Raw genomic sequence first — 16330 nt, 5'->3', positions numbered from 1 at the left:
GCGCCGTCGCGCACGATCCCGGCGCGCCGGGGGTCGTCAGTACCCGCGCTGGCGGTCGACCCAGCCGGTCAGCGCGCCGGCCGGCGTGCCGGCGCGCCACGCGGCGAGGCTGGCCGCCACCACCGTGGCCGCACTGCGCTCGTCGGTCAGCGCGGCGACGTGCGGCAGCACCGTCACGCGCGGATCGCGCCAGAACGGGTGGTCGGCGGGCAGCGGCTCGGCGGCGAACACGTCGAGCACCGCGTCGCGCAGCCGGCCGGCGTCGAGCGCGGCGAGCAGGTCGGCCTCGACGACGTGCGCGCCGCGCGCCAGGTTCACCAGCCCGGCGCCGGGCGGCAGCGCGGCGAGGAAGCGCGAGTCGATCAGCCCGCGCGTCGCCGGGGTCAGCGGCAACAGGTTGACGACGATGTCGCTCGCACCCAGCAGCGGCGCCAGCGCCGCGGCGCCGGCGTGGCGCCCGATGCCGTCGTCGGCCGGCGGGGGCGCCCGCAGCGTCCAGCCGGCGACGCGGTAGCCCTGCGCGACCAGCCGCCGCGCCGCCGCATGGCCCATCTGGCCGAGGCCGAGCACGGTCACGCGCACCTCGTCGGCGCGGCGCTGCGCGTGCGGCTGCCAGCGGCGCTCGCGCTGCCGCCGCGCGTAGGCGAAGAAGCCGCGGTGCAGCGCGAGCACCGCCCACAGCGCAGTCTCGGCCATCGCCGCGCTCATCGCCGGGTCGACCATGCGCAGCAGCGGCACGCCGGCGGGCAGCGTGGGGTCGGCGAGCAGCCGGTCGACGCCGGCCCACAGCGAGTGCACCAGCCTCAGCGCCGGCAGCCCGGCCAGCCGGCCCGGCGGCGGGTTGGCGACCAGCGCGACCTCGATCGCCGCCGGGTCGAACGCCTCGCCATCACACCACGGGCGGGCACCGGTCGCCGCGGTCAGCGCGGCGCGCCATCGTTCACGTTCGGCGGGGTCGAAGTCGCCGCTGAGCAGGAAGTCCACCCCGCGAGCCTAACGCGGCGGCGCGGCGTGCCGAAAACCCGCCATGGTGCGTGCGGTACGGCGGGCAGCGGGGCGGGCGGCGGCGGCCGGGTTCGGCACGCTGGCGCTCGCCTGCGCGCTGGCCGCCGAGCCGCCGGTGCTGACGCTGCACTACCAGCCGCGCGTGCCGCACTCGGCGCTCGACGCCGACGGACGCGTCACCGGCATCGTCGCGACCCCCGCCGCGCGCGCGCTCGAACGCGCCGGCGTCGCCCACGTCTGGCAGTCGACGCCGGCGCAGCGCCAGCTCGCGCTGATCCAGCACGGCGAGGGGCTGCACTGCGGCATCGGCTGGTTCCGCACGCCCGAACGCGAGGCCCTGGGCCGCTTCAGCGCGCCGCTGTACCGCGACCAGCCGCTCGCGGCGCTGGTGCGCGCCGGCGCACTGCCCGAGGCGGGCCGCGCGGTGCGCGCCGCCGACCTGCTGCGCGAGGGCGGGCCGCGCCTGCTCGTCAAGGAGGGCTACTCGTACGGCGCGCACTTCGACGGGCTGATCGCGCAGGCCGCGGCGCCGGTCGCCCGCTCGACGGCCGAAGTCGACGCGCTGGCGCGCATGGTCGCCGCCGGCCGTGCCGACTGGATGCTCGCCAGCCCGGAAGAGGCGCCGGCGATGCACGCCGCGCTCGGCGCGGGCGCGGCGCCGCCGCGGCTGCTGACGCTGGTCGACGCGCCGCCCGGAGCGACGCGGCACCTGTACTGCAACCGCGCCGTGCCCGCCGCCTGGATCGAGCGCATCGACCGCGCGCTCGAGGCGCCGCCGGCGCCGGCGCGCAGCGCCGCGGGCGCGACGAGCGGATAACGAGGCCCGCGTTGCCTACGCACTGGCCCACGCTGTCGATCCGCGCCACGGTGGTCGTCGCCATCGTGCTGGGCGTGCTGCTGCCGGCGATGATCGTGATGGCGCTGGACGTGCGGCTGTCGCGCGCCGCGCACGAGCCGCTGGTGCAGCGCAACCGCGCGGCGGTGCAGGTGCTCGGTGCCGCGGTGATGACCGAGCCGGCGTGGACGCTCAGCGAGCCCGGGCTGCACGCCGCGGCGCGTCAGCTGCTCGACGAACCGTCGGTGTGCGCCGTCGAGGTGCTCGACCTGCAACCGGCGGCCACGCCAATGGTCGTCGAGGCGCGCCGCTGCGACGCCGGCGTGCCGGTGGTCGTCGAGGAGGTCCCGGTGCTGCACGAAGGCCAGGCGGTGGCGCGGCTGCGGCTAGCGTTCGACGACACCGAGATCGACCGGCTGCTCGCCGAGCGGCGCGCGATCATGTGGTGGCTGGTGCCGGCGCAGGTGGCCGCCGGCGTCGCGGTGCTGTTCGCGGTGCTGTCGTGGCGGCTGCTGCGCCCGATCCGCCGGCTGAAGGCGCAGGCCAGCGCGCTGGTGTCGCGCGAGCCGACGCCGCCGATCGAGTGGCGCCAGCGCGACGAGCTGGGCCAGCTCGGCCAGCACCTCAACGAGGTGCGCGCGCAGTTGCTGGCGCTGTTCGGCGAGCTCGAGGGCAAGAACGCCGAGCTGCACATGCGCGCGATGTTCGACGACCTCACCGGGCTGCCCAACCGCTCGCTGTTCCGCGAGCTGTTCCAGCACCGGCTGGCGTCGGCGCGCCGCGACGGCCAGCCGATGGCGCTGCTGTTCATCGACCTCGACCGCTTCAAGCAGGTCAACGACACGCTCGGGCACTCCGCCGGCGACGAGCTGCTGCTCGCGCTGAGCCGGCGCATGAGCGCGACGCTGCGCGAGTCGGACCTGGTCGGCCGCCTGGGCGGCGACGAGTTCCTGGCGCTGCTCACGCAGGTCGACGGCCGCGACGCCGCGCTGGCCACCGTCGACCGGCTGCTCGCCGCGATCGGCGAGCCGCTGCGCCTGCCGCCGGCGGGCGCGCCGGCGCAGGTGTCTGCGAGCATCGGCATCGCGATGTTCCCCGCCGACGGCGAGGACTTCGACAGCCTGGTGCAGCACGCCGACGTCGCGATGTTCCGCATCAAGCAGGGCGGGCGCGCGGGGCGCGGCTTCTACCAGGCCGAGCGCGACGGCGCGCACCTGCTGCGCATCGCGCTCGAGCGCGAGCTGGCGCAGGCCATCGAGCAGGACCAGCTGGTGCTGCACTACCAGCCGCAGTTCGACGCCGCCAGCGGCGAGCGCATCGGCGCCGAGGCGCTGGTGCGCTGGCAGCACCCGCGGCGCGGGCTGGTGCCGCCGGACCAGTTCATCGCCGCCGCCGAGCAGGGCGGGCTGATCGGCGCGCTCGGGCGCTGGACGCTCGAGGCGGCCTGCGCGCAGATCGCCGCCTGGCGCGCCGCCGGGCTGGCGCCGGGGGCGATCTCGGTCAACGTGTCACCGGTGCAGCTGCGCGACGGCCGCCTCGCCGACGCGGTGCGCGCGGCGCTGCGGCGCCACGGCGTCGAGCCGTGCGAGCTGGTGCTCGAGCTCACCGAGAGCGGGTTGATCGGCGCGCACGACGGCGACATCGACACCGCGCTGCAGCGGCTGGCGCCGCTGCGCGCGCTCGGCGTGGGCATTTCGCTCGACGACTTCGGCACCGGCTACTCGTCGCTGTCGCACCTCAAGCGCCTCAAGCCCGACGTGCTCAAGGTCGACCGCGCCTTCGTGCGCGACCTGCCCGGCGACGACGACGACCTCGCGCTGGTGCAGGCCATCGTCGCGATGGCGCACGCGCTGGACATCGAGGTGATCGCCGAAGGCGTCGAAACCCCCGCACAGCGCGACTGCCTGCGCGCGATGGGCTGCCGGCTGCACCAGGGCTGGCTGTACGGCCGTGCGGTGCCGGCGGCGGCGTTCGCCGAGGCGCTCAGTGCACAGACCCGCGAGGCGCCGGTGGCGTGAGTCGGACCGCGGGCGAGGTGCCGGCGCCGTCGCCCGCGCACCTCGCCGCGGGGCCGGCGCCGACGGCGGTGGCGCAGACCCCACGCGCGCCGGCACCGCACCGGCTCACTGATTGCTCGCCGCGATGACCTCGCGCAGGTCGGTCAGGCCGGCGAGCATCTTCTCGATGCCGTCCTGGCGCAGCGTGACCATGCCGGCGGCCAGCGCCGCCGCCTGAAGCTGCGCGGCCGGCGCGCGGTGGCGGATCAGCTCGCGCGCCTGGTCGTCGGCGAGCATCAGCTCGTGCAGGCCCATGCGGCCACGGTAACCGCTGCCGTCGCAGGCGGCGCAGCCGGCGCCGTGGTAGCGGTACAGCCGGCCGTGCGCGTCGCCGTGGCTGCGGCGCCAGCGCGCCACCAGCGCCGCCTCGTCCAGCCCCTGCGCGCTGCCGCTGGCCAGGTACTGCTGCGCCAGCGACGCGAGCGACGTGTCGTCGTAGAGCTCGCGCGCGCGGCACGCGGTGCACAGCCGGCGCACCAGCCGCTGCGCGAGGATCGCCAGCAGCGAGTCCGAGAAGGTGAACGGGTCCAGCCCGATCTCGAGCAGCCGCGTGATGCTCTCGGGCGCCGAGTTGGTGTGCAGCGTGCTCATCACCAGGTGCCCGGTCAGCGACGCCTCGACGGCGATGCGTGCCGTCTCCTCGTCGCGCATCTCGCCGATCATGATCACGTCGGGGTCGGCGCGCAGGAAGGTGCGCATCGCGGCGGCGAAGGTCCAGCCGATGCGCGCGTTCATCTGCACCTGGCGCAGCCCCTCCTGCGTGATCTCCACCGGGTCCTCGGCGGTCCAGATCTTGCGCTGCTCGGTGTTCAGTTCGCGCATCACCGAGTGCAGCGTGGTCGTCTTGCCGCAGCCGGTGGGCCCGCAGATCAGGATCAGCCCGTACGGCTTGGCCATCACCGAGCGCAGCGCCGCGAGGTTGCGCTCGGCCAGCCCGATCTCGTCGAGCGGCATCGGCTTGAGCCCCGACAGCAGCCGCAGCACCACGTCCTCGAGCCCGTGCACCGTGGGCACGGTGACCATGCGCAGCTCGACGCGTGCGCCGCCGAAGCGCGCGAAGTCGATCTTGCCGTCCTGCGGCTTGCGGTGCTCCGAGATGTCGAGGTTGGCCATGATCTTCAGCCGCGCCACCAGCGCATAGCGGTAGCGCGCCGGCAGCTCGAGCACGCGCGTGAGGTCGCCGTCGATGCGCAGGCGCACGCGCACCGGGCGCGGCGCGTCGGCGGTCTCGATGTGGATGTCCGAGGCGCGCTGCTCGATCGCGTCGGCGATCAGCCGGTTGACCAGGCGCACCAGCGTGTTGTCGGCCTCCGAGACGACACCGCCGTCGGCGTCGGCCTCGCCGGCGGCCGCCTGCGCCAGCTCGGCGGCCAGTTCGTGCGTGCTGCGCGGCGGCGCCGCGGTCGCGGCGCGCGGCCGCACCACCTCGAGGTAGGCCTGCGCGACCGCCGGCGCCAGCGTGCCGGGCAGCGCCACCACCGGCAGCACGCGCAGCTGGCTGATGAAGCGCAGCTCGTCGAGCAGCCGGGAGTCCCAGGGGTCGGGCACCGCGACGACCAGCGTGTCCTCGCGCAGCAGCAGCGGCAGCACCCCCTCGCGCTCGGCCTCGGCGGCGGGGATGCGCGCCAGCGCCTCGGGCTGCGGCGCGAGGCGCCGCGGGTCGACCACCGGCACGCCCAGCCACTGCGCCAGCACGAGGTGCAGCGCCGACGGTGACAGCGCGCCGGCGTCGACCAGCAACTGGCCGAGCAGCCGGTGCGGGCGCGTGCGCGCCTGCTCGCGCAGCGCGCGAGCCAGCGTGTCGCGGCCGATCAGCCCGCGCTCGACCAGCGCCTCCCCCAGGTGCGGAGCGCGGTGCAGCGGGTGTTCGTTGAGCCGCTGCCACAGTGCGTCGAGCGTGCTCGGCAGCTCGGCGGCAGGCGCCGCGGCGGCCTCGGGGCGATGCGCCGTGGCGGGCGCGGGCGGCGCAAGGGGCGCAAGGGGCGCAAGGGGCGCCGGCGGTGCGAGCGGCTGGGGTTCGGTGTCGGTGAACGGCATGTCGGGCTATCGGCGCGAACGCGCGGCAGCCTACGCCGCCGCGGCCCGGGCGGCGAGGCACGAATGCACGCCGCCGCGCGCGGCGGCGCCAGGCAGGCGAGGGGTTGCAAACGCCACCGCCGGCGCCATGTGCCCTCGCATGGACCAGCCCACCGCCCACGTCGCCTGCGCCCGCTGCGGCGCGACCAACCGCATCCCCACGCCGCGCCTGGGCGAAGACCCGGTGTGCGGCAAATGCGGCCACGCCCTGCTCGACGGCCGCCCGGTCGAGCTCGACGACCGCGGCTTCGACGCGTTCGTCGGAGCCACCGATCTGCCGGTGCTGGTCGACTTCTGGGCCCCCTGGTGCGGCCCGTGCCGCACGATGGCGCCGCAGTTCGAACAGGCCGCGCGCCAGCTCAAGGGCCGCGCGCTGCTGGTGAAGGTCAACAGCGACGAGGCGCAGCGCACCGCGGCGCGCTTCGGCATCCGCAGCATCCCGACGCTGGTGAAGCTGCAGCGCGGACGCGAGGTGGCGCGCCAGTCGGGCGCGGTGCCGGCGGCGGCGATCGTCGCGCTGGCGCATCGCTGAGCGGCGCGCCGCCGGCGGCTCAGCCGCCGGCCTGCGCGCGCCGCCGCGCGAACTCGACGAACCAGTCGACGCAGTCGGCGTTGGCCATCGCGTCGCGGTTCATCACCTGCGCCGCGTCGGCGCCGAGCAGCAGCTTCTTCACCGGCAGCTCCATCTTCTTGCCCGACAGCGTGCGCGGCACGGCCCGCACCTGCCACACCTCGTTGGGCACGTGGCGCGGCGACAGCGCCTCGCGGATCACCGCCTTGACGCGCTGCGCGAGCGCGTCGTCGAGCACCAGGCCGTCGCGCAGCACGACGAACAGCGGCATGTAGCTCTCGCGGCCGAGGTACTCGAGGTCGACGACCAGGCTGTCGACGACCTCGGGCAGCGCCTCGACGGCGCGGTACAGCTCGGCGGTGCCCATGCGGATGCCGTGGCGGTTGATCGTCGCGTCGCTGCGCCCGTAGATGACCGCGCCGCCGCGCGGCGTGATGCGGATCCAGTCGCCGTGCCGCCACACGCCCGGGTACACGTCGAAGTAGCTGTCGCGCAGCCGCGCGCCGTCGGCATCGCCCCACAGGTACAGCGGCATCGACGGCATCGGCCGCGTGCACACCAGCTCGCCGACCTCGTCGACCAGCGCGCGGCCTTGCTCGTCCCAGGCCTCGACCGCGGCGCCGAGGCAGCGGCACTGCATCTCGCCCTCGACCACCGGCAGCGTGCGCAGCCCGGCGATGAAGGCACCGGCGAAGTCGGTGCCGCCGGAGATCGGCGTCAGCCAGATGCGCTCGCCGTCGACCTTCGGCAGCCGGTCCCAGATCCAGCGGTAGCCCTCGACGGCCAGCGGCGAGCCGGTGCTGCCGACCGCGCGCAGCGCGCGCAGGTCGGCCACGTCCTGCGGGCGCACGTCGGCCTTCAGGCACGACGCGTAGAACGCCGCCCCGGCGCCGAAGAAGGTCGCACCGGCCAGCCCGGCGAAGCGCCACAGCGTGGTCCAGTCGGGGCGGCCCGCCGGGCCGGCCGGGCTGCCGTCGAACAGGCAGATCGTGCTGCCGCCGAGCAGCCCGCCGACCTGGCAGTTCCACATGATCCAGCCGGTCGAGCTGTACCAGTGGAAGCGCTCGCCGGTGTCGACCGACGACCCGAGGTCGTTGTGCAGCACGCCCAGCTTGAGCGCCTCGAGCACCACGCCGCCGTGGCCGTGCACGATGGCCTTCGGCAGCCCGGTGGTGCCGCTCGAGTAGACGATCCACAGCGGGTGGTCGAAGGGCAGCGGCAGCGCGGCGAAGGCGGCGTCGTCGGCCAGCAGCGCGCGCAGGTCGTGCGCGCGACGGTGCGCGGCGGCGAAGTCGGCGGGGTCGGTGCCGGCGTCGAGCCGCGGCCAGACGATCACGTCGGCGACGCCGGGCAGCTCGGCCAGCAGCTGGTGCAGCAGCGCGCGGCGGTCGTGCGCGACGCCGCCGAAGACGTAGCCGTCGCCGGCGATCAGCACCTTGGGCTCGATCTGACGGAAGCGGTCGAGCACCGCCACCGGGCCCATGTCGGGCGAGCACACCGACCACACCGCGCCGATGCTGGCGCACGCGAGGAACGCGACCACCGTCTCAGGCACGTTCGGCAGCACGGCGACGACGCGGTCGCCGGGGGCGACGCCCATCGCGCGCAGGCGGCCGGCCAGCGACGCGACCTGCCGCCGCAGCCCGGGCCACGGCACGTGGCCGATCTCGCCGCGGGCGAGCATGTGCTCGTCGGCGTGCACGATCGCCGGGTGGCCGGCAGCGTGCGCGGCGTCGGCGTGGCGCATCACCTGCGCGGCGTAGTTGAGCGTCGCGCCCGGGAACCAGCGCGCGCCGGGCATCGTCGCGTCGGCGAGCACGCGCTCGAACGGGGTGGCCGATCGCAGGTCGAAGTAGTCCCAGATCGAGCGCCAAAAGGCCTCGAGGTCGGTCGTCGACCAGCGCCACAGCGTGTCGTAGGCCGCCGGGTCGTCGGCCGAGAAGTGCAGGCCGCGCTGCTCGCGCAGCCAGCGCAGGTAGGTGTGGATGCGGGGTTCGGGCAGGGTCATGCCCGCAGTGTGCCCGCGACGCGCGAAGCCGCACACCGTGGCGGACCCTCAACCGGCACGCGCACGGTGCGGCGGCTCAGCGGTCGGCGCCGGCCGCCTCGTCGATGTCGACCATGTGCCACCACTCCTGCCAGAACAGCGGGCGGCGGTAGCCGACCAGGCGCGGCTGCGTCAGGTCGTTGCTGATGCGGTGCACCGTGTACTTCATCGGCATGTAGGCCACCGCGATGCGCTTGGCCTCGAGGAACAGCGCGTCTCGCTCGGGGCCGTCGGGCAGCACCTGCATGCGGTCGTAGATCGCATCGAAGGCGTCGTTCTTGAAACGTGCCAGGTTCTGCGAACCGGCCTGCGGCCCGTACAGCCGCGCCAGCGAGCCCTGGCCGTCGGGCGCGGCGGCCGAGCTGCCCAGCGTCCACAGCTGCAGCTTGCCGGCGCGCGCGGCGCGCAGCTGCTCGGGCCACTTGCCGGGGAAGAACTTCACGCGGATGCCCACGGCCTCCATGTTCTTCTTCCACAGCTCGTCGAACTGGCGGCTGAGCTGGTCGGGCTGCGTCGCGATCTCGAGCACCAGCGGCCGGCCGTCGGGCAGGTCGCGCCAGCCGTCGCCGTCGCGGTCGACGTAGCCGTACAGGTCGAGCAGCGCCTTGGCGCGCGCCGGGTCGTGGTCGCCGTTCTCGCTCTTGAACTTCGGGTCGTAGCCGCTGGTGTGCGGCACCACCGGCGACTGCGCGACGACCGCCTGGCCGCGGCGCACCTGGCGGATCTCGCGCTCGACGTCGATCGCCAGCGCGATCGCGCGGCGCAGCGCGATGCGGTCGGGCGTGTAGCCGCCGAGCACCGGGTCGTCCATGTTGAAGTAGGTGAACGCGCTGTCGGCGTTGACCGTGCGGTACCCGCGGATGCCCTGCCTGGCCAGGTTCGGCGCCACCTGGCCGCCGGGCATCGCCTGGTTGATGAACTCGGCGGGCACGCTGATCAGGTCGATCTGGCCGTTGAGGAACGCCAGCCAGCGCGGCTGCGATTCCTCGATGATCGAGATCTCGACGCGGTCGACCATCGGCAGGCGCCGGCCCTTGAAGCGCGCCAGCAGCGCCTGGCCCGCAGCGTCGTCGGGCGCGGGCCGGGCGTCGTAGACCATCTCGCGGAACTGCGGGTTGCGCTCGAGCACGATCAGCGACGAGCGCCGCCACTGCGCCAGCCGGAACGGCCCGGTGCCCACCGGGTGCGCCGGGATGTCGTCGCCGTAGTGCTCGACGACCTCGCGCGCGACGGCGCCGAACAGGTCACCGGTGGCGAGCACCTCGATGAAACGCGGGCGCGGCTCCTCGAGCTCGAAGCGGATCGTGTAGCGGTCGAGCGCCTTCAGGCCCTCGATCGGGCGGTCGTAGTCGAACGGCCTGTTGTGCTTCACGGCGTCGTCGCGCAGCGCGTTGAGGCCGACGAACTTCTGGTCGAGGATGCCGGCCACCACCGGGCTCTTGTTGGCCGGGTCGACGATGCGCTTGAAGCTGTAGACGTAGTCGGCGGCGACCAGCTCGCGGCGCTGGCCCTTGAACGCCGGGTCATCGGCAAAGAAGATGCCGGGCCTCAGCCGCACGGTCCAGGTGCGGAAGTCGGGCGAGTGCTCGGGCATGCCCGCGGCGGTCAGCGGCACGATGCGGAACGGGCGCGCGAGGTGGTCGTAGGCGTACAGCGCCTCGAAGATGTGCGGCGTGACGGTGCGCGAGTACAGGTCGACGATGCGCGCCGGGTCGAACCCGGTCTCGGCCACCGGGAACGCGACGCGCAGCACCTTCGGCCGCGCGCCGTCCTGCGCCTGCGCGTCCAGCACCATGGCCAGCGCCAGCAGCGCGACGCCCGCCGCCCGGCACCATCGACCCCACGCCCGCCCTGCCATCGCCATCACACCCCTTCCGCCAGCGAGCCATTTCGGCCGACCGACCGCAACCCCCTGCGGCGGACGCCGCGGATCCGGCTTCGCCGGTCCGCCGGCGCCGCCCCCCGGGGGGAGGCGCCCGAAGGACGCTTCGGGGGGATCTTCACCGGCCCATCCTGCGCGCGCGCTCGTCCATGTCGACGTCGACGTACTTCCAGAAGTCGCGCACGAAGATGTTGCGGTGGTAGCCCTTGACCCACGGGTGAGCCAGGTCGGTGAAGATGCGGTGCGCGTGCACCTTGTACGGCATGTACGCGATCATCAGCTTCTTCGCCTCGTTCATCAGCGCCAGCCGCTCGGGCCCGTCGGGCAACGCGCGCTGCTTCTCGTACAGCGCGTTGAACGCGCGCAGGTCGAAGCGCGCGTGGTTGGCCTGGCCCTTGTTCGGGCCGTAGCCCAGCGCGAGGAAGGTGTCGCCGTCGGGGGCGCCGGCGCTCCAGCCGACGCCCCACATCATCAGCTGGCCGGCGCGGCTGGCCTTCAGGTTCTCGGGCCACTTGGCGGTGACGAACTCGATGCGGATGCCGATCGCGCTCATGTTGCGCCGCCACTGCTCGATCAGCTGGCGCGACTGCTGGTCGGGCTGCGTCGCGTACTCGAGCACGAGCGGCCGCCCGTCGGGCTGTTCGCGCCAGCCGTCGCCGTCGCGGTCGACGTACCCGTGCAGATCGAGCAGCGCCTTCGCGCGCGCCACGTTGTACTCGCTCATCTCCGACTTGAACGCCGGGTCGTAGCCCCAGGTCTGCGGCGCGATCGGCGACTGCGCCGGAATCGCCTGACCGCGGCGCACCAGCCGGATCTCGCGCTCGACGTCGACCGCCAGCGCGATCGCGCGGCGCAGCGCGACCTGGCGCGGCTCGTAGCCGCCGACCAGCGGGTGCTCCATCGCGAAGTACGACACCGCGACGTCGGCGCGCGGGTAACGCACCATCGTGATGTCGCGCTTGGCCAGGTTCGGCGCGAGCTGGTTGTTCGGCAGCGCGATGTGCGCGAACTCGGCCGGCACCTGCTCCTGCAGGTCCTGCTCCTCGTTGAGGAACGACAGCCAGCGCGGCTGCGGTTCCTCGATGACCGAGATCTCGACGCGGTCGATCATCGGCAGCCGCCGTCCGGCGAACGCGCGCGCGACCGCGACGAGCCGCGGCTGGTCGGCGCCGGGATGTTCGTCGTAGCGCACCTCGCGGTAGCCGGGGTTGCGCTCGAGCACCATCAGCGAGCTGCGCCGCCACTGCGCGAGGCGGAACGGCCCGGTGCCCACCGGGTGCTCGCCGATGCGCTCGCCGTAGTGCTCGACCACCTCGCGCGCCAGCGCGCCCGTGAACGACGGGTCGGTGAAGTGGTACAGGAAGCGCGGCTTGGGCTCGGCCAGCCGCACCTGGAAGGTGTAACGGTCGAGCGTGCGCAGGCCCTCGACCTCGCGGTCGTAGTCGAACGGCTGCCGCTGGTCGAGCGCCTCGCGGCGCAGCTCCGACAGGCCGAGGATCCTGTCGTTCTCGAGCAGGTACAGGTTGCCGCTCTTCCAGCGCGGGTCGTAGTGGCGCTTGAGCGAGTAGACGTAGTCGGCCGCGGTCAGCTCGCGCGGGCGGCCGCTGAACGCCGGGTCGTCGGCGAAGAAGATGCCGGGCCTGACGCGGAAGGTGAAGGTGCGCCAGTCGTCCGAGACCTCGGGCATCGTCGCCAGCGTGTTCGCCCGCATGCGCGCCGGGCTGGCGAGGAATTCGAACTCCAGCGGCGCTTCGAAGATGCTCGAGACGACGGTGCGCGAGTACAGGTCGGTGATCTGCGCCGGGTCGAAGCTGGTCTCGGCGATCGGAAACGCGTAGCGCAGCACCTTGACCGGCTGCGCCCACGCTGCGGACATCGCCAGCGCGCAACTCGTGATCAGCGCCAGCAGTATTGCGAACCCGTGCCTCATCGCCCACGACGCGCCGGGATCGCCGGCGTCGCCTGCCGAAAAGCGCGCAGTCTAGCGGCGCGCGCGCCGCCCCCGCACCCGGAATTGCCCGCTGCGCCGCCGGGCGGCATGGCCGGGCAAACGCGCACCGGGGCCGGGCGGCGGCGGCCCTACACTCGCGCATCCCGAGAACGGGGCGCGCCGGCCACGAGCCGGCGCGCCCACATGGAGTGGTGCATCGATGGCGGCCTACCTGATCCGGCGCCTGTGGCAGATGATCCCGACGCTGGCCGGCGTCGTGCTGCTGGTGTTCGTGCTGTTCAAGTTCTTCGGCGGCGACCCCGCCGAGATCCTCGGCGGCCTCAACGCCAGCGAGGAGCAGGTCAACGCGATCCGCCAGCAACTGGGCCTGAACGAGCCCTGGTGGGTGCAGCTGGGCATCTTCGTCAAGCAGATCGTCACCTTCGACTGGGGCAAGAGCTGGGCCACCAACGAGTCGGTGGCCAACCTGTTCGCGACGCGGCTGCCGGCGACGCTGACCGTGATGGTGCCGATCCTGATCCTCGACACCGCACTGGCGATCCCGATCGCGATGGCGGTGGCCTACGTGCGCGGCTCGCTGACCGATCGCGCAGTGATGGTCGTCACCACGGTGGCGCTGTCGATCAGCTTCCTCGTCTACATCATCGTCGGCCAGTACCTGTTCGGCTTCCAGCTCGGCTGGTTCCCGGTGCAGGGCTGGAGCGACAGCTTCTGGACCAACCTGAGCGTGTACACGCCGCTGCCGGTGCTGCTGGCGGTGGCCGTGGGGCTGGCGCCGCAGACGCGGCTGTACCGCACCTTCTTCCTCGACGAGATCGGCCAGGACTACGTGCGCACCGCGCGCGCCAAGGGCCTGACCGAGCGCAGCGTGCTGCTCAAGCACGTGCTGCGCAACGCGATGATCCCGATCCTGACCAACGTCGCGCTGGCGCTGCCGGGCATCTTCGTCGGCTCGTTCCTGATCGAGGTGTTCTTCTCGATTCCCGGCCTGGGTCGCGAGGTGCTGCTGGCGGTCAACCGCAGCGACTACCCGGTGATCCAGGCGGTGACGGTGTACGTGGCGGTGCTGACGATGTTCATCAACCTCCTGACCGACGTGCTGTACAAGCTGGTCGACCCGCGCGTGGTGCTGCGATGAGCAGCATCGTCGCTCCCTACGCGGCCGCGCCCGAGGCGGAACGCTCCGAAGGCGTCTGGCACGCGGCGTGGCGGCGCTTCAGGGCCGACCGCGTGGGCATGGTCTCGCTCGCGATCGTCGCGGCGTTCCTGCTGCTGATCGTCGCGGCCGCCACCGGGCTCGTCGCGTCGCAGTGGCAGCGCGAGGTCGGCGTGCCCAGCGCGCCGCCGACGCTGCTGGGGCCGCGCCCGCCCGAGGCGGTGGGCGAGATCGTCGTGCCCGAGGGCCCGAACGTCGACCTGTCGGACATCGACCCGCTCGCGCCGCGCTACGCCGAGTGGGAGGAGCGCGCGCGCAAGTACCGCACCGAGGAGGCCCCCAAGCGCGAGACCCTGCCCTTCGGCGCCGACCGGCTCGGCCGCGACGTGCTGGCCAAGGCGGTCAAGGGCACCGAGATCTCGGTGTTCGTCGGCGTCGCCGCCGCGGTGGTGGCCACGCTGATCGGCACCGTGCTCGGCGCCTGCGCCGGCTTCTTCGGCGGCAAGGTCGGCGACCTGCTCGAGTGGGTCTACAACGTGTTCACGTCGATCCCGGGCATCCTGCTGATCTTCGCCTTCGCCGCGGTGTTCGGCCGCGGCATCGGCACCGTGGTGCTGATCCTCGGGCTGACCGGCTGGACCGGCATCTACCGCCTGGTGCGCGCCGAGTTCATGAAGCACGCGGTGCGCGAGTACGTGCGCGCCGCGCAGGCCATCGGCGCCAGCGCGACGAGCCGCATGTTCCGCCACATCCTGCCGAACATCAGCCACGTGATCCTGGTGCAGCTGTCGATCCTCACGGTGGGCTTCATCAAGGCCGAGGTGATCCTGAGCTACCTCGGCCTGGGCGTGCCGATCGACCAGGTGAGCTGGGGCACGATGCTCGCCGAGGCGCAGAGCGAGCTGATCCTCGGCTACTGGTGGCAGCTCGCCGCCGCGACGCTGTTCATGGCGGTGTTCGTCACCGCGTTCTCGCTGATGACCGACGCGCTGCGCGACGCGCTCGATCCGAAGCTGCGGGGCCTGGAGTGAACCCCATGCTGCTATCGATCCAGGGCCTGAAGGTGTCGTTCCGCATGGGCCAGCACGCCGGCGAGCCGGTGTGGGCCGACGCGGTGCGCGGCGTGAGCTTCGACGTGCCGGAGAACACCACCGTCGCGCTGGTCGGCGAGTCGGGCTCGGGCAAGAGCGTGACCGCGATGTCGATCGTCAACCTGCTGCCCGACAACGCGCGCCGCGAGGGCCGCATCGACTGGCAGGGTCGCGACCTGCTGCGCGCGTCGCTGGGCGAACTGCAGTCGATCCGCGGGCGCGAGATCGCCTGCGTGTTCCAGGACCCGATGACCTCGCTGAACCCGGTGTTCACGGTGGGCCAGCAGCTCACCGAGCCGCTGGTCAGGCACCTGGGGCTGCGCCGCCGCGACGCGCTGGCCCGCGCCGAGAGCCTGCTCGCCGAGGTCGGCATCCCCGAGCCGAAGCGCCGGCTGGGCGCCTACCCGCACGAGCTGTCGGGTGGCCAGCAGCAGCGCGTGATGATCGCGATGGCGCTGGCCTGCGAGCCCAGGCTGCTGATCGCCGACGAGCCGACGACGGCGCTCGACGTGACGATCCAGCGCCAGATCCTCGAACTGCTGGCCAGACTGAAGGACAAGCACCGCATGAGCGTGCTGTTCATCAGCCACGACCTCGGCGTGGTCGGCGAGATCGCCGACCACGTCGTCGTGATGCGCCACGGCCAGGTGCGCGAGCAGGGGCCGGTGGCGCGCATCTTCGAGGCACCGCGCGACGGCTACACGAAGGCGCTGCTCGCCTGCCGGCCCAGCCTCGAGGGCAACCCGGCACGGCTGATGGTGATCGACGACCACATGGCCGCCCAAGGCGGCAGCGAGACGGTCGGGCCCGCGTCGCCCGCGGCCGCACCGAAGGACCCGCATGCGCCGGTGGTGCTCGAGGTGCGCTCGCTGGCCAAGAGCTTCTTCCTGCGCGAGGGCCTGTTCGGCAGGCGTGAGTTCAAGGCCGTGCAGGACGTGAACTTCCGGCTGCGCCGCGGCCACACGCTGGGTGTGGTCGGCGAGTCCGGGTCGGGCAAGACGACGATGGGACTGACGCTGCTGCGGCTGCACGAGCCCACGGGCGGCGAGGTGATCTTCGACGGCAGGAACCTGCTCGAGCTGTCCGACCGCGAGCGCCAGGCGATGCGCCGGCGCATCCAGATCGTGTTCCAGAACCCGTACGCCAGCCTGAACCCGCGCTTCACGATCGGCCAGACGCTGGTCGAGCCGATGGCGATCCACGGCATCGGCCGCGACACCGCCGAGCGCGAGCAGCGCGCGCGCGCGCTGCTCGACAAGGTCGGGCTGTCGGGGCGCACCTTCCACAAGTACCCGCACGAGTTCAGCGGCGGCCAGCGCCAGCGCATCGCGATCGCGCGCTGCCTGACGCTGAACCCCGAGGTGCTGGTGCTCGACGAGGCCGTGAGCGCGCTCGACGTCAGCGTGCAGGCGCAGGTGCTGAACCTGCTGAAGGACCTGCAGGACGAACTGGGGCTGGCCTACATCTTCATCAGCCACGACCTCGCGGTGGTGCGTTTCATCAGCGACGAGGTGCTGGTGATGAAGGACGGCGTCGTCGTCGAGCAGGCCAGCGCGGCCGAGATCCTGGCCGCGCCGAAGCAGGACTACACGCGGCGGCTGCTGGCGGCCATCCCGCGCGGCTACCGCGCGGCGGCCTGACCCCCACGCGGGCGCGTCG

At 73.4% G+C, this 16330-nt stretch carries 11 protein-coding genes; 6 read left to right on the top strand and 5 right to left on the bottom strand.

Features of this window, described 5'->3' with window-relative positions; all coding sequences use genetic code 11:
* Positions 1-36 precede the first annotated feature (36 nt).
* The gene (locus PKC53_RS04605; protein WP_324426788.1) at positions 37-984 is read right to left on the bottom strand and encodes a glyoxylate/hydroxypyruvate reductase A; all 948 of its coding nucleotides are present in this window, start codon (positions 982-984) and stop codon (positions 37-39) included.
* Positions 985-1027: 43 nt separating this feature from the next.
* Between PKC53_RS04605 and PKC53_RS04600 the strand changes: the two genes are divergently transcribed.
* Positions 1028-1822 (top strand): transporter substrate-binding domain-containing protein, encoded by a 795-nt coding sequence (locus PKC53_RS04600; RefSeq protein WP_324426786.1) that lies wholly within the window; start codon positions 1028-1030, stop codon positions 1820-1822.
* A gap of 11 nt (positions 1823-1833) precedes the next feature.
* A complete protein-coding gene (locus PKC53_RS04595; RefSeq protein ID WP_324426784.1) occupies positions 1834-3858 on the top strand; it encodes an EAL domain-containing protein in 2025 nt (674 codons plus the stop codon).
* Between the two features lie 105 nt (positions 3859-3963).
* On the opposite strand, the gene PKC53_RS04590 is transcribed toward PKC53_RS04595, so the two are convergent.
* Positions 3964-5934 (bottom strand): GspE/PulE family protein, encoded by a 1971-nt coding sequence (locus PKC53_RS04590; RefSeq protein WP_324426782.1) that lies wholly within the window; start codon positions 5932-5934, stop codon positions 3964-3966.
* A 139-nt stretch (positions 5935-6073) separates the two neighbouring features.
* Between PKC53_RS04590 and trxC the strand changes: the two genes are divergently transcribed.
* The gene (gene trxC / locus PKC53_RS04585; RefSeq protein ID WP_324426780.1) at positions 6074-6505 is read left to right on the top strand and encodes a thioredoxin TrxC; all 432 of its coding nucleotides are present in this window, start codon (positions 6074-6076) and stop codon (positions 6503-6505) included.
* Positions 6506-6524: 19 nt separating this feature from the next.
* On the opposite strand, the gene PKC53_RS04580 is transcribed toward trxC, so the two are convergent.
* The 3 genes from PKC53_RS04580 to PKC53_RS04570 all read right to left on the bottom strand — a co-directional run bounded on the left by PKC53_RS04580 (position 6525) and on the right by PKC53_RS04570 (position 12403).
* Positions 6525-8552 (bottom strand): acetoacetate--CoA ligase, encoded by a 2028-nt coding sequence (locus PKC53_RS04580; protein WP_324426778.1) that lies wholly within the window; start codon positions 8550-8552, stop codon positions 6525-6527.
* A gap of 76 nt (positions 8553-8628) precedes the next feature.
* The gene (locus PKC53_RS04575; protein WP_324426776.1) at positions 8629-10455 is read right to left on the bottom strand and encodes an ABC transporter substrate-binding protein; all 1827 of its coding nucleotides are present in this window, start codon (positions 10453-10455) and stop codon (positions 8629-8631) included.
* Positions 10456-10591: 136 nt separating this feature from the next.
* Positions 10592-12403: an ABC transporter substrate-binding protein gene (locus PKC53_RS04570; protein ID WP_324426774.1), complete on the bottom strand. Its 1812-nt coding sequence runs from the start codon at positions 12401-12403 to the stop codon at positions 10592-10594.
* A 220-nt stretch (positions 12404-12623) separates the two neighbouring features.
* Between PKC53_RS04570 and PKC53_RS04565 the strand changes: the two genes are divergently transcribed.
* From PKC53_RS04565 to PKC53_RS04555, 3 genes are read left to right on the top strand one after another with little or no spacing between them, the layout of a single operon-like run.
* Positions 12624-13562, top strand: coding sequence for an ABC transporter permease (locus PKC53_RS04565; protein WP_324426772.1), 939 nt, complete (start codon positions 12624-12626; stop codon positions 13560-13562).
* Positions 13559-14611, top strand: coding sequence for an ABC transporter permease (locus tag PKC53_RS04560; RefSeq protein WP_324426770.1), 1053 nt, complete (start codon positions 13559-13561; stop codon positions 14609-14611). The genes PKC53_RS04565 and PKC53_RS04560 overlap by 4 nt, the downstream gene beginning before the upstream one ends.
* A 5-nt stretch (positions 14612-14616) precedes the next feature.
* The gene (locus tag PKC53_RS04555; RefSeq protein ID WP_324426768.1) at positions 14617-16311 is read left to right on the top strand and encodes a dipeptide ABC transporter ATP-binding protein; all 1695 of its coding nucleotides are present in this window, start codon (positions 14617-14619) and stop codon (positions 16309-16311) included.
* Positions 16312-16330 lie beyond the last annotated feature (19 nt).

This window comes from Azohydromonas sp. (assembly GCF_035325925.1).
GTDB lineage: Bacteria > Pseudomonadota > Gammaproteobacteria > Burkholderiales > Burkholderiaceae_C > Calidifontimicrobium.
This window is presented reverse-complemented; position numbering and strand designations above follow the sequence as displayed.

Coding starts and splice junctions, on each gene's coding strand:
- PKC53_RS04580 (WP_324426778.1), bottom strand. CDS start 8,552: ATGACCCTGCCCGAACCCCGCATCCACACCTACCTGCGCTGGCTGCGC.
- trxC (WP_324426780.1), top strand. CDS start 6,074: ATGGACCAGCCCACCGCCCACGTCGCCTGCGCCCGCTGCGGCGCGACC.
- PKC53_RS04560 (WP_324426770.1), top strand. CDS start 13,559: ATGAGCAGCATCGTCGCTCCCTACGCGGCCGCGCCCGAGGCGGAACGC.
- PKC53_RS04570 (WP_324426774.1), bottom strand. CDS start 12,403: ATGAGGCACGGGTTCGCAATACTGCTGGCGCTGATCACGAGTTGCGCG.
- PKC53_RS04575 (WP_324426776.1), bottom strand. CDS start 10,455: ATGGCGATGGCAGGGCGGGCGTGGGGTCGATGGTGCCGGGCGGCGGGC.
- PKC53_RS04565 (WP_324426772.1), top strand. CDS start 12,624: ATGGCGGCCTACCTGATCCGGCGCCTGTGGCAGATGATCCCGACGCTG.
- PKC53_RS04555 (WP_324426768.1), top strand. CDS start 14,617: ATGCTGCTATCGATCCAGGGCCTGAAGGTGTCGTTCCGCATGGGCCAG.
- PKC53_RS04590 (WP_324426782.1), bottom strand. CDS start 5,934: ATGCCGTTCACCGACACCGAACCCCAGCCGCTCGCACCGCCGGCGCCC.
- PKC53_RS04600 (WP_324426786.1), top strand. CDS start 1,028: ATGGTGCGTGCGGTACGGCGGGCAGCGGGGCGGGCGGCGGCGGCCGGG.